Source organism: Pigmentiphaga kullae, from assembly GCF_004216695.1.
Classification (GTDB): Bacteria; Pseudomonadota; Gammaproteobacteria; order Burkholderiales; family Burkholderiaceae_B; genus Pigmentiphaga; species Pigmentiphaga kullae.
In genome coordinates this window covers 1,103,744-1,123,196 of sequence record NZ_SGXC01000003.1, presented here as the reverse complement: position 1 = coordinate 1,123,196, position 19,453 = coordinate 1,103,744, and the positions used below count along the sequence as shown (strand labels likewise).

Below are 19,453 nucleotides of genomic sequence, written 5' to 3'. Positions count from 1 at the left end.
CAGCTTACCGACGGCGGGGCCGACTACAGCTTCGAGTGCATCGGCAACACCACCACCATGCGCCAGGCCCTCGAGTGCTGCCACAAGGGCTGGGGGCAGTCCTTCATCATCGGCGTGGCCGCCGCCGGCGCCGAGATCGCCACCCGCCCCTTCCAGCTGGTCACGGGCCGCGAGTGGAAGGGCTCGGCCTTCGGCGGCGCCCGCGGCCGCACCGACGTTCCCACCATCGTCGACTGGTACATGGACGGCAAGATCAAGATCGATGAACTGATCACCCACACCCTGCCCCTCGAACGCATCAACGAGGGATTCGACCTCATGAAGAGCGGACAGTCGATACGCTCGGTCGTGCTGTACTGATCCAAGTCTCCGGCCTGATCAGGCGACGGGCGGGAAAACCCCCGCCCGTCGTTGTATAGAACAATTCGCTTCCCCGCCGATAGAGTCTCCCGCATCGAAGCCGCCACGCCGTGGCGGTCCGGTTCAAGGAGATTCGTTCGTGGAGCACGTCGTTCGCAACGCCTGGTACGTACTGGGCTGGACCGCAGAAATCGGCACCGGGCCTTTCGCCCGGCGGGTACTGGACGAACCCGTCGTTGCCTTCCGCCGGCGCGACGGCCGGCTCGCGGCCCTGCTGGACCGCTGCGCGCACCGCCTCGTGCCCCTGTCGCTGGGCAGCGTGGTGGACGACACGCTGCAATGCGGCTACCACGGCCTGCGCTACGACGACACCGGCGCCTGCGTGCACGTTCCCGGCCAGGCCAACATCCCCCCCGCCGCGCGCGTCCGCAGCTTTCCCGTCACGGAACGATACGGCGCCGCCTGGATCTGGATGGGCGACCCGGAACAGGCCGACCCCGGGCTCATCCCCGCCATCGAACGCTATGGCGCGCCGGGCTGGACGGTCATCTGGGGCGCGCCGCAGCACCACCGCTCGCACTACCTGAACATCGTCGAGAACCTGCAGGACCCCGCGCACACGACCTACGTCCATCCGGGCACCATCGGCAATCCGGCATCGAGCGACATTGCTCCCGTCATCGAGGAAAGCGAGGGACACATCGTGACCTACCGCTGGACCCTCGATGCCGAGCCGCCGCCCATCGACCGCAAGAACGCCAACTTCAGCGGGCTGGCCGACCGCTGCCAGTACTACCACTTCTTCCCGCCCTGCACCTCGCGCGTGGACGTGGTGACGATGCAGGCCGGCCAGGAGCATACGGAAGCGAACATGGACCGCGGCCTGCGCGCGTTCAGCTACAAGTTCCTGACGCCCGAGACGGACACGGCCACGCATTTCTTCTGGCTGCACGTGCGCAACTTCGGCGTGGGCGACCAGGAACTCGACGAGCGGCTGATGCGCGACATGGGCCGTACCTTTGAAGAGGACAACGTCATCGTGTCCGCCATGCAGCGCGAACAGGATGCCACAGGCGTGCGCCAACTGGCCTGGCTGCGCATCGACGCGGGCCCGAGCCGCGCCCGCCGCATGATCGAGAAGATGGCGGCCGCCGACGCCGCGGCCGCCCCCGCGACCTCGACAGCGTCCTGACGCCCGCCGGTCCCCCGCCCACCCACCCGTTCCGCTTGCGTGCCGCCCAAGGAGGCCACCATGTCCCACCGTCCATACCCTCGTTTCCACCGAGCCTCGCCGCTGCTGGCCGGCCTGGCGCTCGCCCTGGCGGCGACGCAGGCCTGTGCCGGCGCCGCCGACGCCTACCCCAGCAAGCCCATCCGCCTCGTCGTTCCCTTCACGCCCGGCGGGCTGACCGACAAGCTGGCGCGCAGCGTGGCGCATGACCTGCAGGAAGCCTGGCAGCAGCCGGTCATCGTGGAAAACAAGCCCGGCGCGGGCGGCACCATCGGCGCCGATCTGGTGGCCAAGGCGCCCGCCGACGGCTACACGATCCTGCTGGGCACCCATGCGACCCACGCCATCAACGTCACCCTGCTTGCCAACCTGCCCTACGACGCGGTGCGCGACTTCGAGCCCGTCAGCCTGCTGGCGACGGTGCCCAACGTCCTCATGGTGCATCCCTCGGTCCCGGCGCACAGCGTGCAGGAGCTGATACAGCTCGCCAAGCGCAAGCCCGGCTCGCTCAACTTCGTCTCGCAGGGCATCGGTACCTCGGGCCACATGTCGGGCGACCTGTTCAAGTCGCTGGCGGGCATCGACATGGTCCACATCCCCGCGCGCGGTCCGGCGCAGGCCGTCAGCGACGTCATGGGCGGCCATGCCGACATCCTGTTCGACTCGGTCGCGATCGGCATGCCCATCGTGCGCTCCGGCAAGTTGCGGGCGCTGGCCGTGACCAGCCGCGAACGCTCGCCCGCCGCGCCCGAACTGCCGACCATGATCGAGGCCGGCGTTCCCGGCTACGAAATCGTGCTGTGGTTCTCGGTGTTCGCCCCCAAGGGCACGCCGGCCGACATCGTGCTCAAGCTGAACCACGAGATCGCGCGTGCCATGGGCAAGCCCTCGACGCGGGCCGCATTCGTGCAGGAAGGGCTGACGGTCTCGGCGTCCTCGCCGGAGCAGCTAGGCCAATTCCAACAAGCGGAAATCACGAAATGGGCGCGCCTGATCAAGGCCTCGGGCGCCACGTCGAACAACTGACAGGCCGGCGCGGGCGGCCTACCAGACGCCCGCCAGGTCCGGCTTCGACGAGGTCCACTGGCGGCTCCCGCCGTTCCGGCGATCGGCCTTTTCCTTGAGCGGGTAGTCCTGGTTGATCTGTTCGGCCGTGCGGGTCAGGACGTTCAGCATGTCGTCGAGCTCCCGGATTCTTTCCGGCCCCAGTGCTTGCAGGATGCGTCCGTTGATGTCGGCGGTGATGGGAAACAGCTCGGCGTGCAGGGCCCTGCCCTTGTCGGTCAGTTCGATGGCCACGCGGTGCCGGTCGCTGCTGCGGCCGACCCGCGACACCAGCCCCTTGGCGACCAGGTCGCTGATGGCGCGGGACACGAGGGGCCGGTCGGTATGCGCGCGTTCGGCCAGTTCGGAAGGCGCCAGCGTGCCGTAGTCGGCCAGCATCGCGATCAAGCGCCATTCCCGCCGGCTGATGCCGTAGCGGCCTTCGCACAACCGGATCACCAGCGCCCCGCTGACCGACAGCAGCCTGGCGATCCGGTAGTTCAGGAGTTCCTCGCAATTTGCAGGCTGCTCGAAGGACATGGCTGCTCCTGTGCCGACGGCGGTTGATTAGAACAATCAAGGACATGAAAGCTAGAGTCATTCTCCATAAAAAGCCCGGCAGCCGCAACGCCGCAAGCCGGCGCGGCACTGGTCGTTTTCCCTCTACCCAAGGAGCATTTCCCATGGCATTTCCCCAACGCGACCGGACACGGCCGATCGCCGATTCGCACGTCTTCGACCTGCGTCTTTCATGGAAGGGATACCGCATCAACAAGCTCTGCAACTCGCTCAGCGAGGCCGCCAACCGCGATGCCTACCGGGCGGACGAAGAGGCCTACATGACCCGCTTCGGCCTGTCCGACGAACAGAAGGCGCTGATACGCGCGCGCGATTTCACCGGCCTGCTCGACGCCGGCGCCAACATCTACTTCCTGCTCAAGCTGGGCGTGGTCACCGGCAACGGCCTTTACGTCATGGGCGCGCGGATGCGCGGAGAAAGCTACGAGGCCTTCCTGGCCACCCGTAACGACAAGGGAGCGGTCTGACATGGGACGCATCATCGCAGGCATAGGCACTTCTCACGTGCCCTCCATCGGCGCGGCCTACGACCGTGGCAAGCAGGCCACGCCGGCCTGGCGCCCCCTGTTCGACGCCTATATCCCGGTGCGCGAGTGGCTGGAAGCGCTCAAGCCCGACGTGGCCATCATGGTCTACAACGACCACGGCGCCGATTTCTTCTTCGACAAATATCCGACCTTCGCCGTGGGCGCGGCCGACCGCTACGACATCGCCGACGAAGGCTTCGGCGTGCGCCCGCTGCCGCCCATAGACGGCCACCTGGAATTCTCGCAGCACCTGTGCGAAGCGCTGGTCTACGACGAGTTCGACCTGACGGTCTGCCAGGAAATGCGGGTCGAGCACGGCTTCCTCGTGCCCATGCACCTGTGCTTCGACCACACGCCCGGGTGGAACGTCGCGGCCGTGCCCTTCGCCGTCAACGTGCTGCAGCATCCTCTGCCCACCGCGCGCCGGTGCTACCGGCTGGGCCAGGCCATACGGCGGGCCGTCGAATCCTACCCGGCCGATCTGCGCGTCGTCATCCTGGGCACCGGCGGCATGTCCCATCAGTTGACCGGCCCCCACTTCGGCAAGATGGACCAGGACTGGGACCAGGACTTCCTGGACCGCATCGAACGCGACCCCGACAGCCTGTGCGAGCTCACCCACCAGACGCTGATGGAACGCTACGGCGCAGAGGGTATCGAGCTGATCATGTGGCTGGTCATGCGCGGCGCGCTGTCGAACCGGGCGCGGCGCGTCCACCGCCACTACTACGCCCCCATGACCACCGGCATGGGCCTGATCACGCTGGAGGAGCCGGTATGAGCGAGCGTACCCAGGTCGGCATCGTCGGGGCCGGCCCCGCCGGACTGCTGCTTTCCCACCTGCTGCATCGGGAAGGCATCGAATCCATCGTGTTCGACAACCGCAGCCGCGAACACGTGCAGCAGCGCCTGCGGGCCGGGGTGCTGGAACAAGGCACGGTCGATCTGCTGGCCGAGGTCGGACTGGGCGAACGCATGCGGCGCCTGGGCATGCCGCAGACCAGCCTCGACTTCCGCTACGCCCAGGCCTCGCACCGCATAGACTTCGCGCAGGAAATCGGCCGCACGGTCATGGTCTATCCCCAGCATGAAGTGGTGCACGACCTGATCGAGGCACGGCTGGCCGCCGGCGGCGACCTGCGCTTCGACACCCCGGTCACCGCCATCCGGGACCTGGAAGGCCCCTCGCCCACCATCCTGGCCGGCCCGGAAGGCAGGCCGGTGCGCTGCGACTTCATCGCGGGCTGCGACGGCTTCCACGGCATCTGCCGCGACGCCATCCCGGCGTCCGTGATGAAGGCCTACGACCGCGTCTATCCCTTCGGCTGGCTGGGCATCCTGGCCGAGGTCCCGCCGGCCGCGCCCGACGTCACCTGGGGCTGCCACGAGACCGGCTTCGCCATGCTGAGCTTCCGCTCCCCCACGCGCAGCCGCCTCTACCTGCAATGCGAACCGGACGACGATCCGGACAACTGGTCCGACGACCGCATCTGGAGCGCGCTGCACGAACGCCTGGACGTTCCCGGCATGCCGCCGCTGATCGAAGGCCCCATCGTGCAGAAGGGCGTGACCGCCATGCGCAGCTTCCAGGTCGAGCCGCTGCGCCATGGCGCCCTGTTCCTGGCCGGCGACGCGGCGCACATCGTCCCGCCCACCGGGGCCAAGGGGCTGAACTCCGCCGTGGCGGACATACGCGTGTTGGGCCGCGCGCTGGCAGCGTATTACCGCCAGGGCTCTACCCGGCTCCTGGACAGCTATTCGGAAACCTGCCTGCGGCGCATGTGGCTGGTGCACCGCTTCTCGGCCGGACTGTGCACCATGGTGCATAGCTTCCCGGGGCAGAGCGACTTCGCCCGGCGCCTGCAACGGGCCGACCTGGACTACATGACGGGATCCGAGCCGGGCCGGCGGGCCTTCTCGGAGAACTTCACCGGGTTGCCGATCGAGGCCTAGCCTTCCCCGCCGCTGCCGCCCGCGCTGGCGAAGCGCTCGCGGTAGGCGCGGGGCGTGACGCCCAGGTGGCGCTGGAACACCTTGCGCAACTGGGCGTCCGAGCCGAAGCCCGCCCGTGCGGCCACGGTCTTGAGCGGCAAGGCCGCATCCTCGAGCAGCCGGCGCACCAGGTCCACTCTTGCCGTCTCGACGAAGGCCTGCGGCGTGGAGCCGGTCTCGCGCACGAACACGCGCGTGAAATTGCGCAGGCTCATGGCCGCATGGGCGGCCAGGTCGGAAACGGCCAGCGGCTGGTGCAGGTTGGACAGAATCCAGTCCTGGGTCTTGCGTATGCCCGGATGGCTGGTGGTCTGGCTATTCAGGTGCATGCTGAACTGCGACTGCCCGCCAGGACGCTTCAGGTAGACCACCATGTCCCGCGCAACCTCCAGGGCCAGATCACGGCCGCAGTCCTCTTCCACCATGGCCAGCGCCAGGTCGATGCCGGCCGTGACGCCGGCCGAGGTCCAGAGGTTGCCCTGCCGGATGTAGATGGCATCGGCCTGCACGTCGATGCGCGGATAGCGCTGCTGGAGCAGGCGCGACACGCTCCAGTGCGTGGTGGCGCGCCGGCCGTCCAGAAGGCCTGCTTCAGCAAGAAAGAAACTGCCCGAGCACAACGCGGCCAGCCGCGCGATGCGGGGCGCGACCGCCGCCGCCCAGTCGACGATGGCCGGCGAATGCCGCATGGCCTCCTCGATGTTGCGCGCGCCCACCAGAATGGCGGCATCGGGCAGGTCGCCGCTGTCCAGGCCCTTGCCGGCATGCAGCGACATCAGGGTATCCGACTGCACGGCCCCGGGTTGCGGCGCGGCAATCTCGACCTGATAGGCCGGCGGCAGGTCGCGTTTGCGCAGATGGACGTTGGCGTAGTCGAACACGCATAGCGGACCGATCGCCTCCAGCGACTTGAACCCCGGATAGACGACGATATCGACGCGACGGACACGGAAATGGCTGCTCATGCGTGGATTTTAGTGCGCGAGGCGGACGGCACGGCGCTTGCTGCGCGACCAGGGTCGCGCAAACCGGCGCGTACGACGAAGGAGAACGTCATGAAAGCACTGTGCTGGCATGGCAAGAAGGACATCCGGTACGACACCGTGCCGGACCCGCGCATCGAACAACCGGGCGATGCCATCGTCAAGGTCTCCGCCTGCGCCATTTGCGGCTCCGACCTGCACCTGTTCGACGGTTTCATTCCCGGCATGCAAGCCGGCGACATCATGGGGCACGAATTCATGGGCGAAGTGGTCGAGGCGGGCCCGGACACACGCGACCTGAAGGTGGGCGACCGCGTCGTCGTGCCCTTCACCATCGCCTGCGGCGCCTGCGAACAATGCCGGCGCGGCAACTACTCGGTGTGCGAACGCACCAACCGCAACAAGGAACTGGCAGAGAAGGTCTTTGGACATTCCACGGCGGGCCTGTTCGGCTACACCCACCTGACAGGAGGCTACGCGGGAGGCCAGGCCGAATACGTGCGCGTACCGCATGCCGACACCACCCACATCAAGGTGCCCACCGGCCTGGCGGACGAACAAGTGCTGTTCCTGGGCGACATTCTTCCCACCGGCTGGCAGGCCGCGGCCCAGTGCGACATCCAGCCCACCGACACGGTCGCCATCTGGGGCGCCGGCCCGGTGGGGCTGATGGCCATGCGCAGCGCCCAGCTACAGGGCGCCCGGCAGGTCGTGGTGATCGACCACATTCCCGAGCGGCTGGCCATGGTGGCCCAGGCCGGTGCCACCCCCATCGACTTCGACCAGGAAAGCGTGGTCGACCGCCTGCGCGACCTGACCGGCGGCAAGGGGCCGGAGAAATGCATAGACGCGGTGGGCCTGGAGTCGCACGCCGCGCGCTCGCTGGATGCCATGTACGACCGGGCCAAGCAGGCGATGATGCTGGAAAGCGACCGCCCGCACGTGCTGCGGGAAATGATCTACGTCTGCCGCCCGGCCGGCGTGCTGTCCATTCCCGGCGTCTATGGCGGGCTGATCGACAAGATTCCCTTCGGCGCCTCGATGAACAAGGGCCTGACCTGGCGCATGGGCCAGACCCACGTCCAGCGCTGGAGCCAGGCCCTGCTCGAACTGATCGCCGAAGGCCGGATCGACCCCTCCTTCGTCATCACCCACAGCGAAGCGCTGGAGGACGGGCCGGACATGTACGAGATCTTCCGGGACAAGGAGGACGGCTGCGTGAAGGTGGTCCTGAAACCTTAGACTCCCGGCTTCAGAACGACGCCGCCCGGTACACCTGCCGGCCGCCCACGTAGGTCGCCAGCGCCTTCAGCCGCTGCACCTCGGCCGCCGGAATGCTGAGATAGTCGGCCGACAACACGACGAAATCCGCCAGCTTGCCGGGCTCGATCGATCCCTTGATATCCTGCTCGTCGGTCAGGCGCGCGTTGTTGATCGTCATCAGCCTTAGCACGGCGTCGCGCGACGGCACGGCCTGGTCGGCGCCGTAGACGCCGTCGGAGATCGTGTCCCGCGTCAGGAAGTGGTACATGGCCCAGAACGGATTGACCGGGATCACCGGCGAATCGGTGCCGCCCGCCAGCATGAAGCCCTGCTCCATGTAGGTCTTGAGCGGCGTGACCTGCGAGGCCCGCTCCATGCCCCAGTAGCGCTTGAGCACCGGCGCGGCCAGGTACAGATGATCCTGCACCGACATCCTCAGGTTCATCGCCTTGATGCGCGGATACTGATCGGGGCGCGTGATGAAGGCATGCTCGATGGTCCAGCCCTGCGCGCGGATGTCGCGCCGGGCATGGGCCCGCTCGTAGCCTTGCAGCACCTCGTCCACGGCGGCATCGCCCACCGCGTGCACCGCCACGCGCCAGCCGGCCTGGTTGATGCCCGCCACATAGTCGTTGAACGTCGCCTGCGGAATGGTCTGCAAGCCGTAGTAGGTGCCGCCTTTGCCCATCTCCCCTTCGTAGGGCCGGGTCATGTAGCCACCTTCGAATCCGCCGTCCACGCTGATCTTGATGCCCCAGACCTTGACCCATTCGTCGCCCTCGCCCTGCCGGATACCGCCTCCGACAATGCTGGAGCGGAAGTCGGCCAGGTCCTTGGGACGGAACAGGATGCTGTAGCGGACCGTGGCCTTGCCGCTGTCGCGCAGTTGCTGGAACTGACGGTAGGCCGCCACGTTCGTGCCCGGTATCCGGATGCTGGTCAGGCCGTATTCGTTCAGTTTCTTCTGCTGCGCCTCGAGCCGCTCCAGCGTCATCGGGGGCGGAGGCGGCAGCGGTGCGAGACGCTTGGCCGTGTCGGTCAGCTCGCCGGTCAGGCGTCCGGCGGCGTTGCGCGGAATCGCGCCGCCCGGCGGCACCGGCGTCGCCGGCGTGATGCCGTACTTGGCCAGCGCCGTATTGTTGAGGAAATAGCTATGGCCGCCGCGCACCAGGATCACCGGCACGCCGGGCGCGGCGGCTTCCAGTTCGTCCGCGGTGGGCAGCCGTTGCTCCTTCAGTTGGGCCTCGTGCCAGTCGCTGTTGGACACCAGCACCTGTCCCGGCTGGGCGCCCTTGGCCGCCTCGGCCACCTTGGCCGACAGCTCGGCGATCGAGCGCGTGGCCGACAGATCGATGCCAGGGCCGCCGCCCACGGCATGCAGGTGCGAATCCGCCAGGCCGGGCACGACCGTGCGGCCGCGCAGGTCGACCACCTGCGTGGCGGGCCCCGCATGGGCCATGATGCGCTCGGTCGTGCCCACCGCGACGAACCGGCCCCCGCGCACCGCGAAGGCCTGGACCACGGAAGAAGCGGCATCGACGGTAGCGACCTTGCCGTTGACGTAGACCGCGTCCGCGGCCTCCGGTGGCGGCGCACCGCCCGGCCCCCTCGCCGCGCACGCGGCCAGCAGCCCCGCCACCGCCGCCACGACCACGCCCCGTCCCCAAGTCCCGCCAAGCATCGCATCCATGGCCCGCCCTCCCTTGTCGTCGGAAGGCGCCAGTGTGATCCCGACAATCTTTAAATGTCAAATACTTATCGCCGTGGCGGCGCATGTCACGGAGCCCGCGCTTCGTGCACAATGCGGGCGTGGCCCATCAGGGCTTCCACGCCTCCCCATTCATGAATCCCGAAGATCTGCAACGCCTGGTAACCGTCGCCATGCCTTACGGCAAATACAAGGACAGACTGATCGCCGATCTGCCCGGCCCTTATCTGGCCTGGTTCGCCCGCAAGGGCTTTCCGCCCGGCGAACTGGGGCGCCTGCTGGCGCTGATGCACGAGATCGACCATAACGGCCTGTCGCACCTGCTGGCGCCGTTGCGCCAGCGCTAACACGCATTCACGACGGCGCGCGGCGCCGCTTCTGGAACAGCTCGAGCGCATGCAGCCCGACGGCGCGGGCACGCTGGTTCTGAAGCACGATGGCTGCCTGCGCGGCTTCCGGGTCGCGTTCGCGTATCGCGTCCAGAAGACGATGGAACTCATCCACGCTTTCCGCCGGCCGGTTCGGATGATTCATCGATGATGCCCACAGGAAACCCAGGCGCGCGTTGATCTTGCGGATGAAGGCCGCGAGCGGCTCGTTGCGCGCCCCGTCGACGAAAGCCTCGAACAACTGATGCTTGGTCGCGCGTATGCGCGGGACGTCGCGCGAGACGAGCGCCTGTTCGAATTCGTCGATGCGCAGGCCGAAGGCGTCCATCTGCTCAGGTGTGCCGCGCACCGCGAAACAGGCGGCCGCCAGTTTCTGCAACGCCACCCGGACTTCGTGCAACTCATGGAATTGCGCTTCGTCGATCGCCCGCACGGCGGGCCCGCGATGCGGCGCGACTTCCAGCAGGCCTTCGCCGTCGAGTTGCCGAATGGCCTCGCGCATCGACGGGCGGCTGGCGGAGAAACGTTCGCAAAGCTCCCGTTCGGTCAGCTTGTCGCCGGGAAGATAAACCCCCTCGGTAATGGCATCGCGCAAACGGTCGGCCAACTGCTGCCGGGCCGGGTCGCCGGCCGGCACGGCGGTCTCGCTCAAGGCAGCGTTCTTTCGGTCCATGGATCATGGTTGCGGCAGGGGGAATTGCATTGTAACGATGCGGCCAATCGCCAAAATTGTCTTACATTGTTGTGTTGAAAGTCAGTTTTATGGCATATTTTTGCCTATAAAAATAATATTTGTCATACAAAACGGCAAACACGCCTTACAACCCTCGAGGAGACACACCATGCCGCTGCACCCCCGGTTCCTGGCTACGGCGCTTGCCCTGGCCACCGTCCTTGCCGCCGCGCCCCAGGGCGCCACCGCCCAGTCCTATCCGACCCGTCCCGTGCGCATCATCGTTCCACATGGCGCGGGCTCGTCACCCGACACCATCACGCGCCTGCTCGCCCAACACCTGGGCGAGCGCCTCGGACAGCCGTTCGTGGTCGAGAACCGTGCGGGCGCCGGCGGGACCATAGGCCTGGGGGCCGCCGCCCGCGCCCCGGCGGACGGCTATACGCTGACCGTGGGGCACATCGGTACGCTTACCATCAATCCCAACGTGTACAGCAAGCTGCCTTACGATCCGGTCAAGGACTTCGCGCCCATCATGCTGTCGGCCCGCACGCCCCTGCTGGTCGTCGTTTCCGCGGAGTCGCCCTACAAGTCGATCGCCGACGTCATTGCCGCCGCCAAGGCCGATCCCGGCAAGCTGACCTTCTCGTCGGCCGGCAACGGCACGGCCTCGCACATGTCGGGCGAATACTTCAAGACACTGGCCGGCATCTCCATCACCCACGTGCCGTTCAAGACCGCGCCCGAAGCCCTGACCGGCGTCGCCAGCGGCGCCGTCACCCTGACCTTCGGCGGACAACCGCCGGCCTGGCCCATGGTCAAGGCGGGCAAGCTGCGCGCACTGGCGCTTACCAGCGACCAGCGGGTGGCTGAATTCCCCGAGACGCCGGTAGTGGCCGAAACGCTGCCGGGCTACGAGATGTTCGACTGGAACGGCTTCATGGCGCCCGCGGGCACGCCGCCCGCCATCGTCGCCACGCTGCACAAGGCCATCGCGGCCATTCTTGCCGAGCCGGACGTGGTGCGCCAGTTGCGCGGACAGGGGCTCCTGCCCATGCCCAACACGCCGGGGCAGTTCGCCCGCTTCATCGACGCGGAGCGAGGCAAGTGGGCACGCGTCGCCAAGGAAGTGAAGATTCAACTCGACTGAGGAACGCCATGGAAATGGGTGTGGAACGACTCGTTGGCTTGCTGGCCGACGCCTCCGCGGCCGCGGCCTATGAAGCCCTGGGCCGCCGCGGCGACCTGGATCCGGCCATTGCCGCGCAGGTCCCGGGCACGATCTGCGTCGGTCCGGCATATACCGTGAGCGCGCCGCCCCACCGCAGCGGGTCGGCGAACCGGGCGCTGGACCTCGCGCCTCCCGGTTCGGTGCTGGTCATCGACACCGGCGGCGACCCCGACGCCTGCGCGCTGGGCGGCACCGGTTCGCTGGCCGCGCAGATGCGCGGCATCGCCGGCTGCGTCACCAACGGCCGCGTGCGCGACCTGGCCGAGATCCGGGCGCTGCGGTTCCCGGTGTTCGCGCGCGGCGGCACGGTGCGCAGCAGCCGCAAGGACGGAACCGCCGAATTCCAGATCCCCGTTGCGATAGGAGGCCAGCTCGTGTGTCCGGGCGATCTCGTCTGTGCCGACGATGACGGCGTCGTCGTCATCGGCCGGCAGTATTTCGACACCTTCGCCGAGCGGCTGGCCGCCCGCCTGTCCTTCGAACGCGACGCCGATGCCCGGGTGCGCGCCGGCGCCTCGTACGCGCAGGCCGTCAGCGGCCGTCCCTGATCCGTCCCAGGCATGGAAGCTCCCACATGGGCATGACTCTCGTTGAAAAGATGCTGGCACGCGCCAGCGGCAAGGCTTCGGTCAAGCCGGGCGACATCGTGCTGCCCGAACCCGAACTGGTCATCCTGCACGACGGCTACGTCGAGACCGCCTACAAGCAGTTGCACGACATCGGCTATCGCCGCGTCACGCATCCGGAGCGGGTGGTCTTCGTCACCGACCATCAGGTCGTCTACACCACGCCCGCCTCGATCCTGCGAGGCCGAGCCAACCGGCGCATCGCCGGAGAATGGCGCATCGGCCACTTCCACGATGCCGGCCAGGGCGGGCACGGCCACCTCTTTCCCATGGAAAACGGCCTGGTCAGGCCCGGCATGTTCCTGTTCGCCTACGACATGCACTGCACGAACTTCGGCGCCATCGGCGCATTCGCGATGCGCGCCGGCCCCAGCGTGGTATCGGTGCTGGCCACGGGCACGACCTGGACCGTCGTGCCGCACACGCTGCGCGTCACGCTGGAGGGCGAGGCACCGCCCGGCGTGCATCCGCGCGACGTCGGCTTCTGGCTGGCCCATCGGCTGACCTCGGGTGAACTGGGCGTCGAATTCGACTATCGCGTGGTCGAGTTCGGCGGCTCGTACTGCGACCGCCTGCCGCTGTCGGGCCGCGTCGCGCTGTGCAATACCCTGACCGAGATCGGGGTGCTCAACATCGTGTTTCCGCCCATGTCGCCGCTGGGCTCGGCCCGCGACTCCACCTGGCTGGAAAGCGACGGCGATGCCCGGTTCGAACATACGCTCGTACTGGACGTCTCGAACCTGGCGCCGCAAGTGGCCCTGCCGGGCGCCCCCGATCAGGCCGTCGCCGTCGGCGACACGGTGGGCATCGCGATCGATCAGGCCTACCTGGGCTCCTGCGGCTCCGGCATGTATGAAGATTTCCAGGCCGCCGCCGACGTGCTGGCCGGACACCGCGTGGCAAGCGGGGTGCGTTTCCTCGTGGTGCCGGGCACGGTCGAGACGGCCAAGCGCATGGCGCGCGACGGCCTCACCCAACGCTTCCTGGACGCCGGCGCCATCCTGCTCCCACCCGGCTGCGGCCCCTGCGCCGGCGGCGCCGGCGGGCCGCTGGCCTCCGGAGAAGTGTCGATCTCGACCGCCGCCACCAACGGCCAGGGCCGCATGGGCGCGAAGGATGCCCATTGCTATCTGGGCAGTCCACTTACCGTCGCGGCGTCGGCCATCGCCGGCAGGATCGCCGATCCGCGCCGGGCGCCTTGAGGAGTCCCCATCGATGAACTGGATACAACGCGGCACCGCCCACGTGCTGGGCCACGACGTTCCCCACGACGGCGCGGTCATGGCGTTCGACATCGTGCTCTCCCGCAGCACGAATCCCGACGAACTGATCCCGCATCTTTTCGCCGAACTCGATCCTGGCCTGGCCGGCCGCATCCGCCCTGGCGACCTGATCGTCGCCGGCCGCAACTTCCTGGCCGGCAAGGCGCACAACGCCGGCATCATCGCCATGAAGGCCCTGGGCCTGGGCATCCTGTGCGAATCCATGTCGGTGCGCGCCTTCCAGGGAGTGGTCGCGCTGGCCGTACCCGCGCTCGTCTCGTGCCACGGCATCGCGGATGCGCTGTCCGACGGCGACGAAATCGAAGTGGACTACGCCAACGGCACCGTCACGCGATGCGCCACGGGCGAGATCCGCCACTACCCGCCCCTGGCGCCCGAAATACGCGCCATGATCGGAAACGGCGGCATGCGCGGCGCGCTCCTGGCCCATCTGCGCGCGCACCCCGAGCTCGGCCAACCCCACGCGGGGTAGACTACGGGCCTTTCCTTCGAGGCCCTACACCATGCCCTTGCAAGCCCACTACGCCAAGACGCTGCCCAAGCCCCGCTTCCGCTACACCCCCTGCATCCAGGCCGGCCCCTACTACCAACTGGCCGGCATGATCGCGCTCGATGCCCAGAGCGGCCAACTGGAAAGCGGCGGCGTCGCCGCGGAAACGGACAAGATCATGCGCAACATGCTGGCCGCCCTGCCCGAATACGGCCTGGCGCTGGACCAGCTCGTCATCGCGCGCATCTTCACCACCCGCTTCGACCAGTTCGCCGAGATCAATCGCGTCTGGGAAGGCTACTTCCCCGAAGGCGCGACCCCGCCCGCGCGCACCGCCATGGGCGTCGTGGCCCTGCCGCTCAACGCCACGGTGGAAATCGAGTTCTGCTTCTACCGCGAGGCCTGATCCGCCCGCCCTCAGCCTTGCAGCGCGAGCGCGTTGGGTCCGCCCCTCAGGTAGGCGAGGATGCTGCAGGCGGTGCTGGCCGAGGTCTTCGGATTGGCGGCCGAGGGTTCGGCCTGCGTGTCGAAGCGGAACTCGCCCAGCACGCCGCGCGCCTCCACCCGATGGCCGTTGCGCGTGGCGGCGGGATCCGCGATCAGCGTGACCCGGGTGGCGTCCAGCCCGGCTCCGGCCAGGGCGACGGTGGCCGCCACGTTGGCATTCTGCGGATAGCGCCGCGCGACCTCGCGGGCGCTGCCTTCGAACACGACGGCCGGCGCGGCCAGCGCATGCAGGTCGCAGGCCTGTTCCGCCGGTGTGCCCAGCCAGGCGCGCGGCGGCTTGATGCCGGTGTAGCGGACCTCGACCGCGCCGGCGGCGCGGGCCGTCGCCAGCGCATCCAGGCCGCCGATGGCGCCGCTGATCAGATGCAGCCGGCGTCCGGCTCGAACCGCTTCTTCCTTCAACGTCCGCAGCAGTCCATCGTCGGCCAGCGCGCCGGCCGACACCAAGGCGAAATGACGGCCGCTGCGCAGCACGTCGGCGCCGTATTGCGCAACGGCGCCCTGGCCGGCCGCCTCGATCACCAGGTCGACGTCCCTTGCCAGCGACGCGATGTCGCCGACGGGCTCGATCGAGGACGGCAGCGATGCCGCCGCCTCTCCTTCCTTGCCCGCGCGCACGACGACATTGCGCACGTCGGCGCAGGCCTCGCCGGCCAGGGCATCCAGCAGACCGCGGGCAATTCCGCCCAGTCCGATCACGGCTATGGTGGGTCGGTTCATTTGAGATCCGCGTTCATCTGTTTGGAAAAAATCGCCGCCAGCTTGCTGGCGGCGTCGAGCAGGGCGCGCTTCATCTTCTCGTCGTCGTAGCCCTGCATGCGCTGCGAGGGCCCCACGATGGATACCGAGAACATCACGCCGACCTGGGAAAGCGGTATCGGCGCCGCAACCGCCACCAGCCCGCGGTCGATCTCCTCGCGGCAATAGGCGATGCCGGTCTTGCGGACCCGCCGCAATTCATCGCGCAGCAGCTGCGGCGAGGTAATGGTGCGGTCCGTCAGCGCGGGCAGCGGCTCGTCCAGCAGCGCCTCCCATTCCCGCTCGTCGCGGAAGGCCAGGATGGCCTTGGCCGAGGCCGCCGCATGGGGCGGCATGACGTGCCCGGGGTTGACGTAGCCGTGCCAATCCTTGGGCGGCGTGGCCATGACGATGCTTTCGATGCGGTTGCCGCGCAACATGCTCAGGAAAGCCGTTTCCTGGAACTGCTCGACCAGGCCGTACAACACGGTATGGGCAACCGCCGCCATCTGGTCCGGCGAGATCGCCGTCCCGAGCAGGCGACGCATGCGTCCGCCCAGCAGATAGGTGCGGCGGGCGTTGCCGACCTCCGCCTCGAACGGCGGCTCGGCATCCAGGCAGCCGGCGCGGCACAAGCCGGCCAGCATCCGGTGCAGCGTGCCCTTGGGCATGTCCAGCGCGGCCTGTATCTCGCCGAAAGCCAGTCCGGCGGGATGGCGGGCGACCAGTTCGATCACCTCCATCTGCCGCTCCAGCAGGAACCGGTTCTTGGACGACTCTTCTTCCACATCCCCTCCCAATGTGACCCAGGCGAAATTTTGCCCGCAATGAAACGTCTTGACGAAATTACACGGCAACCTGCATTATGTTCCATATAACGATAGATTAGTTCCGAAAAACGGAACATTTTTTCCCGGGCCATACCGGCTCTCTTCATCGAACCAGTGGGGAACTCCATGCGTAAGAACCATGCTTTGAAGCCGCTCGTGGCCGCCGCCATGGCGGCCGCCGTCCTGGTCGGCCCGGCCCACGCCGCCGACAAGAAAGTCAGCCTGCGGCTGTCGCACAACCTGCCCACCACCAATCCCCTGCACTACGGCGTGCTGGTTCCGTGGGCGAAATCGATCGAACAGGATTCGGGCGGCAGCATCGCGATCCAGGTTTTCCCCGCACAGCAACTGGGCCCCGCCAAGGACCACTACAACCTGGCCCGCGACGGCATCGCCGACCTGGCCTTCTACCTGGTCGGCATCGAGCCGGGACGCTTCCCCATCGTGACCGCCGCCGAGATGCCCTTCCTGGTGGCCGACACCGCCAAGGGCTCGCGCGCGTTGTACGAGTGGTACCAGCCCTACGCCAAGAAAGAGATGGCCGACGTCAAGGTCTGCACCATGTTCTACGACGGCGGCGGCACCATCCATTCCAAGAAGCGCATCGAAAGCCCGACCGACCTGGCCGGCCTGAAGATCCGGTCGCCCAACGTCATGGCGGCCAACTTCTATCGCCTGTCCGGCGCCTCGCCCGTGCAGCTGTCGGCCTCCGACGCCGCCGAGGCGGTCGAACGCGGCGTGGTGGACGCGATCTCGTTCCCGTGGAACCTGCTGCAGGCGCTGGGGGCCGATCGCGCACTGACCTATCACCTGGACATGAATTTCTATTCGCTGGGCACGGCCATCCTGATGAACAAGTCGTCGTACGGGAAACTGTCGGCCGACCAGAAGAAGGTCATCGACAGCCACTGCAACGCGGACTGGGCCGAACGCCTGCCCATGCCCTGGTACAACTGGGAACAGGAAGGCCGCGCCGCGCTGCTGAAGAAGCCCGGCCACACGGTCTACACGATCTCGGATGCCAAGGTCGGCGAATGGAAGGCCATGGCCGCCAAGGTCCGCACCGACTGGGAAGCCAGCGTCAAGAAGAACCGCATCGACGGCGCCAAGGTGTTCGGCGAACTGCAGGACACGCTGAAGAAATACAACGCCGCCTATTGATCGTTCGACGAGCATCGCCATGAAACAACGTCTGCTTGCCTTCCTCGAGTTCGTCCCATCGGTACTGCTGTTGTTCATGGCGATACTCACGTCCGTGTCGGTGGCCTCGCGCTACCTCTTCGCCTACCCGCTTCCGGACGAGTACGAGATCTCGCGCCTGCTGCTGAGCGTGGTGGTGTGCTGGGGCATCGCGGCGGCCTTCCGCCACAACGACCACATCCAGCTCGACATCTTCTGGAGCGTGCTGGGCCCGCGCGCCAAGCGCACGCTGACCCGCATCGGCGCGGCGCTGTGCCTGTGCATCGTCGGCGGCTTCGCCTACGCCCTGGGCACCAAGGTCATCGACGTGTTCGAAGCGGGGCTGCTGACCGTGGACCTGGAACTGCCGGTCTGGGGCTTCTACACCGCCGCCTGGCTGGGCACCCTGGCCTGCTTCTTCATCCTGCTCCAGCAGGTCATCGCTCCCCCGGAACCGGAGGCCCACGACGGCCACCCGGACGCCACGGTCTGAACGGACGTACACCATGATCGGCCCCAACCTCGCCATCCTCATCGGCTTCGGCTCCCTGCTGCTGCTCTGCCTGCTGCGCGTTCCCATCGGCCTGGCCATGGGCACCGCGGGCATCCTGGGCTTCGGCCTGATGACCGGCTTCGAGCCCGCCTTCAAGCTGCTGTCCCACTCCGTCATCTCCACGTTCTCCGACTACACCATGGGGCTGGTGCCGCTGTTCATCCTGATGGGCGCGGTAGCCGTGACCTCGGGCATGAGCGGGGAACTGTTCCGCGCCGCCCAGCTCTGGCTGGGCAATTTCCGCGGCGGGCTGGCCGTGGCCACGGTGGCCTCGTGCGGCGGCTTCGCCGCCATCTGCGGCTCGTCGGCCGCCACCGCCGCCACCATGACCCGGGTCGCCCTGCCCGAAATGAAGAAGCACGGCTATTCGGAGCGGCTGGCCACCGGCGTGATCGCCGCCGGCGGCACGCTGGGCGTGCTGATCCCGCCCTCGATCGCGCTGGCCGTCTATGGCCTGCTGACCCAGCAAAGCGTGGGCCTGCTATTCATGGCCGGCGTCGTGCCGGGCATCATCGCCATCGCCATGTACATGCTGGTGGTCAAGGTCTGGCTGGCCGTGCGCCCGCAGGATGCGCCCGTGGGCCAGCAGGCCGCGATGCGCGAACGCCTGTCCAGCCTGACGCGGCTCGGCCCCATCATGCTGCTCATCCTGTTCGTCATCGGCGGCATCTACGGTGGCCTGTTCACGCCCACCGAGGCCGGCGCCGTGGGCGCGGCCGGCGCCATCGCCATCGTCGCGCTGGGCAGGCGCCTGTCGTGGAAGACCCTGTTCTCGTCGCTGGCGGAAAGCGTCCGCATGGGCGCGGCCATCCTGCTGATCATGGCGGGCGCCGTGCTGTTCGGCTATTTCCTGGCCGTGACCGAGACGCCGCAGAAAGCGGCGCAACTGCTCATCGACGCCAACCTGGGCCGCTACGGCACGCTGCTCGTGATCATCGGCATCATGCTGGTGCTGGGCTGCCTGATCGACGCGCTGGCGGTGGTGATCCTGATCGTGCCGCTGGTCTATCCCATCGTGATGCAACTGGGCTTCGATCCGATCTGGTTCGGCGTGATCGTGACCATGTGCGTGGAGCTGGGCCTGATCACGCCCCCCTTCGGGCTGAACGTCTTCGTGATCAAGGGCCTGTCCAAACGCACCGACATCTGGACCATCTACAAGGGTGTCACGCCCTTCATCATCGTGGACCTGCTGCGGATCGGCCTGTTGATCGCCTTCCCCAGCCTGGTGCTGTTCCTTCCCGACATGGCGCGCTAAGCGCTAGAC

Annotated in this window: 22 protein-coding genes; 16 read left to right on the top strand and 6 right to left on the bottom strand. The window is 67.6% G+C overall.

Annotated elements, in window-relative coordinates; translation table 11 throughout:
• The 3 genes from EV675_RS28075 to EV675_RS28065 form a co-directional block, all read left to right on the top strand.
• On the top strand, window positions 1-360 hold a 360-nt coding region (locus EV675_RS28075), incomplete at its 5' end, for a zinc-binding dehydrogenase (protein WP_165404809.1).
• A 139-nt stretch (window positions 361-499) separates the two neighbouring features.
• The gene (locus EV675_RS28070; protein ID WP_165404808.1) at window positions 500-1,552 is read left to right on the top strand and encodes an aromatic ring-hydroxylating dioxygenase subunit alpha; all 1,053 of its coding nucleotides are present in this window, start codon (window positions 500-502) and stop codon (window positions 1,550-1,552) included.
• A 60-nt stretch (window positions 1,553-1,612) separates the two neighbouring features.
• On the top strand, window positions 1,613-2,617 hold the full coding sequence (locus EV675_RS28065; RefSeq protein WP_130361898.1) for a tripartite tricarboxylate transporter substrate binding protein: 1,005 nt from the start codon (window positions 1,613-1,615) through the stop codon (window positions 2,615-2,617).
• 18 nt (window positions 2,618-2,635) lie between these two features.
• Here the strand turns inward: EV675_RS28065 and EV675_RS28060 are convergent, their stop codons facing one another.
• Window positions 2,636-3,175, bottom strand: a complete 540-nt coding sequence (locus EV675_RS28060; RefSeq protein WP_124690016.1) for a MarR family winged helix-turn-helix transcriptional regulator — start codon at window positions 3,173-3,175, stop codon at window positions 2,636-2,638.
• Between the two features lie 143 nt (window positions 3,176-3,318).
• On the opposite strand from EV675_RS28060, the gene EV675_RS28055 reads away from it, so the two are divergent.
• From EV675_RS28055 to EV675_RS28045, 3 genes are read left to right on the top strand one after another with little or no spacing between them, the layout of a single operon-like run.
• On the top strand, window positions 3,319-3,681 hold the full coding sequence (locus tag EV675_RS28055) for a protocatechuate 3,4-dioxygenase (protein WP_130361897.1): 363 nt from the start codon (window positions 3,319-3,321) through the stop codon (window positions 3,679-3,681).
• 1 nt (window position 3,682) lies between these two features.
• A complete protein-coding gene (locus EV675_RS28050) occupies window positions 3,683-4,522 on the top strand; it encodes a class III extradiol dioxygenase family protein (protein ID WP_130361896.1) in 840 nt (279 codons plus the stop codon).
• Entirely contained in the window at window positions 4,519-5,694 is a 1,176-nt protein-coding gene (locus EV675_RS28045) for a 4-hydroxybenzoate 3-monooxygenase (RefSeq protein WP_130361895.1), read from the top strand. The genes EV675_RS28050 and EV675_RS28045 overlap by 4 nt, the downstream gene beginning before the upstream one ends.
• On the opposite strand, the gene EV675_RS28040 is transcribed toward EV675_RS28045, so the two are convergent.
• The gene (locus EV675_RS28040) at window positions 5,691-6,698 is read right to left on the bottom strand and encodes a GlxA family transcriptional regulator (protein WP_130361894.1); all 1,008 of its coding nucleotides are present in this window, start codon (window positions 6,696-6,698) and stop codon (window positions 5,691-5,693) included. The two genes, EV675_RS28045 and EV675_RS28040, sit on opposite strands and share 4 nt — an antisense overlap.
• A 90-nt stretch (window positions 6,699-6,788) precedes the next feature.
• Between EV675_RS28040 and EV675_RS28035 the strand changes: the two genes are divergently transcribed.
• Complete coding sequence (locus EV675_RS28035; protein WP_130361893.1) at window positions 6,789-7,958, top strand: zinc-dependent alcohol dehydrogenase; 1,170 nt, start codon at window positions 6,789-6,791, stop codon at window positions 7,956-7,958.
• A gap of 10 nt (window positions 7,959-7,968) precedes the next feature.
• On the opposite strand, the gene EV675_RS28030 is transcribed toward EV675_RS28035, so the two are convergent.
• Window positions 7,969-9,669, bottom strand: a complete 1,701-nt coding sequence (locus tag EV675_RS28030) for an amidohydrolase (RefSeq protein ID WP_242621624.1) — start codon at window positions 9,667-9,669, stop codon at window positions 7,969-7,971.
• Between the two features lie 152 nt (window positions 9,670-9,821).
• On the opposite strand from EV675_RS28030, the gene EV675_RS28025 reads away from it, so the two are divergent.
• Window positions 9,822-10,034: a DUF3820 family protein gene (locus EV675_RS28025; RefSeq protein ID WP_130361892.1), complete on the top strand. Its 213-nt coding sequence runs from the start codon at window positions 9,822-9,824 to the stop codon at window positions 10,032-10,034.
• A 7-nt stretch (window positions 10,035-10,041) separates the two neighbouring features.
• On the opposite strand, the gene EV675_RS28020 is transcribed toward EV675_RS28025, so the two are convergent.
• On the bottom strand, window positions 10,042-10,728 hold the full coding sequence (locus tag EV675_RS28020; RefSeq protein ID WP_165404807.1) for a GntR family transcriptional regulator: 687 nt from the start codon (window positions 10,726-10,728) through the stop codon (window positions 10,042-10,044).
• 190 nt (window positions 10,729-10,918) lie between these two features.
• On the opposite strand from EV675_RS28020, the gene EV675_RS28015 reads away from it, so the two are divergent.
• The 5 genes from EV675_RS28015 to EV675_RS27995 are packed head-to-tail and all read left to right on the top strand — an operon-like array spanning window position 10,919 to window position 14,785.
• Window positions 10,919-11,899: a Bug family tripartite tricarboxylate transporter substrate binding protein gene (locus EV675_RS28015; protein WP_165404806.1), complete on the top strand. Its 981-nt coding sequence runs from the start codon at window positions 10,919-10,921 to the stop codon at window positions 11,897-11,899.
• A gap of 20 nt (window positions 11,900-11,919) precedes the next feature.
• Window positions 11,920-12,528, top strand: a complete 609-nt coding sequence (locus tag EV675_RS28010; protein WP_165404805.1) for an RraA family protein — start codon at window positions 11,920-11,922, stop codon at window positions 12,526-12,528.
• A gap of 32 nt (window positions 12,529-12,560) precedes the next feature.
• Entirely contained in the window at window positions 12,561-13,808 is a 1,248-nt protein-coding gene (locus EV675_RS28005; RefSeq protein WP_165404804.1) for a 3-isopropylmalate dehydratase large subunit, read from the top strand.
• A 13-nt stretch (window positions 13,809-13,821) separates the two neighbouring features.
• A complete protein-coding gene (locus tag EV675_RS28000; protein WP_130361887.1) occupies window positions 13,822-14,361 on the top strand; it encodes a 3-isopropylmalate dehydratase small subunit in 540 nt (179 codons plus the stop codon).
• Between the two features lie 31 nt (window positions 14,362-14,392).
• The gene (locus EV675_RS27995; protein WP_124690027.1) at window positions 14,393-14,785 is read left to right on the top strand and encodes a RidA family protein; all 393 of its coding nucleotides are present in this window, start codon (window positions 14,393-14,395) and stop codon (window positions 14,783-14,785) included.
• An 11-nt stretch (window positions 14,786-14,796) separates the two neighbouring features.
• Here the strand turns inward: EV675_RS27995 and EV675_RS27990 are convergent, their stop codons facing one another.
• Both EV675_RS27990 and EV675_RS27985 read right to left on the bottom strand, forming a co-directional pair.
• Window positions 14,797-15,606, bottom strand: a complete 810-nt coding sequence (locus tag EV675_RS27990; protein WP_130361886.1) for an aspartate dehydrogenase — start codon at window positions 15,604-15,606, stop codon at window positions 14,797-14,799.
• Window positions 15,603-16,412: an IclR family transcriptional regulator gene (locus tag EV675_RS27985; RefSeq protein ID WP_207222061.1), complete on the bottom strand. Its 810-nt coding sequence runs from the start codon at window positions 16,410-16,412 to the stop codon at window positions 15,603-15,605. Before EV675_RS27985 ends, EV675_RS27990 begins: the two co-directional genes overlap by 4 nt.
• A 168-nt stretch (window positions 16,413-16,580) precedes the next feature.
• Between EV675_RS27985 and EV675_RS27980 the strand changes: the two genes are divergently transcribed.
• The 3 genes from EV675_RS27980 to EV675_RS27970 are packed head-to-tail and all read left to right on the top strand — an operon-like array spanning window position 16,581 to window position 19,444.
• Window positions 16,581-17,615 (top strand): TRAP transporter substrate-binding protein, encoded by a 1,035-nt coding sequence (locus EV675_RS27980; RefSeq protein ID WP_207222060.1) that lies wholly within the window; start codon window positions 16,581-16,583, stop codon window positions 17,613-17,615.
• A gap of 19 nt (window positions 17,616-17,634) precedes the next feature.
• The gene (locus EV675_RS27975) at window positions 17,635-18,126 is read left to right on the top strand and encodes a TRAP transporter small permease (RefSeq protein WP_207222059.1); all 492 of its coding nucleotides are present in this window, start codon (window positions 17,635-17,637) and stop codon (window positions 18,124-18,126) included.
• Window positions 18,127-18,139: 13 nt separating this feature from the next.
• Complete coding sequence (locus EV675_RS27970) at window positions 18,140-19,444, top strand: TRAP transporter large permease (RefSeq protein WP_130361885.1); 1,305 nt, start codon at window positions 18,140-18,142, stop codon at window positions 19,442-19,444.
• Window positions 19,445-19,453 lie beyond the last annotated feature (9 nt).

Bases quoted from the DNA above. Each gene is read 5' to 3' on its own strand.
- EV675_RS28065 (WP_130361898.1), top strand. From the start codon at position 1,613: ATGTCCCACCGTCCATACCCTCGTTTCCACCGAGCCTCGCCGCTGCTG.
- EV675_RS28060 (WP_124690016.1), bottom strand. From the start codon at position 3,175: ATGTCCTTCGAGCAGCCTGCAAATTGCGAGGAACTCCTGAACTACCGG.
- EV675_RS28055 (WP_130361897.1), top strand. From the start codon at position 3,319: ATGGCATTTCCCCAACGCGACCGGACACGGCCGATCGCCGATTCGCAC.
- EV675_RS28050 (WP_130361896.1), top strand. From the start codon at position 3,683: ATGGGACGCATCATCGCAGGCATAGGCACTTCTCACGTGCCCTCCATC.
- EV675_RS28045 (WP_130361895.1), top strand. From the start codon at position 4,519: ATGAGCGAGCGTACCCAGGTCGGCATCGTCGGGGCCGGCCCCGCCGGA.
- EV675_RS28040 (WP_130361894.1), bottom strand. From the start codon at position 6,698: ATGAGCAGCCATTTCCGTGTCCGTCGCGTCGATATCGTCGTCTATCCG.
- EV675_RS28035 (WP_130361893.1), top strand. From the start codon at position 6,789: ATGAAAGCACTGTGCTGGCATGGCAAGAAGGACATCCGGTACGACACC.
- EV675_RS28030 (WP_242621624.1), bottom strand. From the start codon at position 9,669: ATGGATGCGATGCTTGGCGGGACTTGGGGACGGGGCGTGGTCGTGGCG.
- EV675_RS28025 (WP_130361892.1), top strand. From the start codon at position 9,822: ATGAATCCCGAAGATCTGCAACGCCTGGTAACCGTCGCCATGCCTTAC.
- EV675_RS28015 (WP_165404806.1), top strand. From the start codon at position 10,919: ATGCCGCTGCACCCCCGGTTCCTGGCTACGGCGCTTGCCCTGGCCACC.
- EV675_RS28005 (WP_165404804.1), top strand. From the start codon at position 12,561: ATGACTCTCGTTGAAAAGATGCTGGCACGCGCCAGCGGCAAGGCTTCG.
- EV675_RS28000 (WP_130361887.1), top strand. From the start codon at position 13,822: ATGAACTGGATACAACGCGGCACCGCCCACGTGCTGGGCCACGACGTT.
- EV675_RS27995 (WP_124690027.1), top strand. From the start codon at position 14,393: ATGCCCTTGCAAGCCCACTACGCCAAGACGCTGCCCAAGCCCCGCTTC.
- EV675_RS27990 (WP_130361886.1), bottom strand. From the start codon at position 15,606: ATGAACCGACCCACCATAGCCGTGATCGGACTGGGCGGAATTGCCCGC.
- EV675_RS27980 (WP_207222060.1), top strand. From the start codon at position 16,581: ATGCGTAAGAACCATGCTTTGAAGCCGCTCGTGGCCGCCGCCATGGCG.
- EV675_RS27975 (WP_207222059.1), top strand. From the start codon at position 17,635: ATGAAACAACGTCTGCTTGCCTTCCTCGAGTTCGTCCCATCGGTACTG.
- EV675_RS27970 (WP_130361885.1), top strand. From the start codon at position 18,140: ATGATCGGCCCCAACCTCGCCATCCTCATCGGCTTCGGCTCCCTGCTG.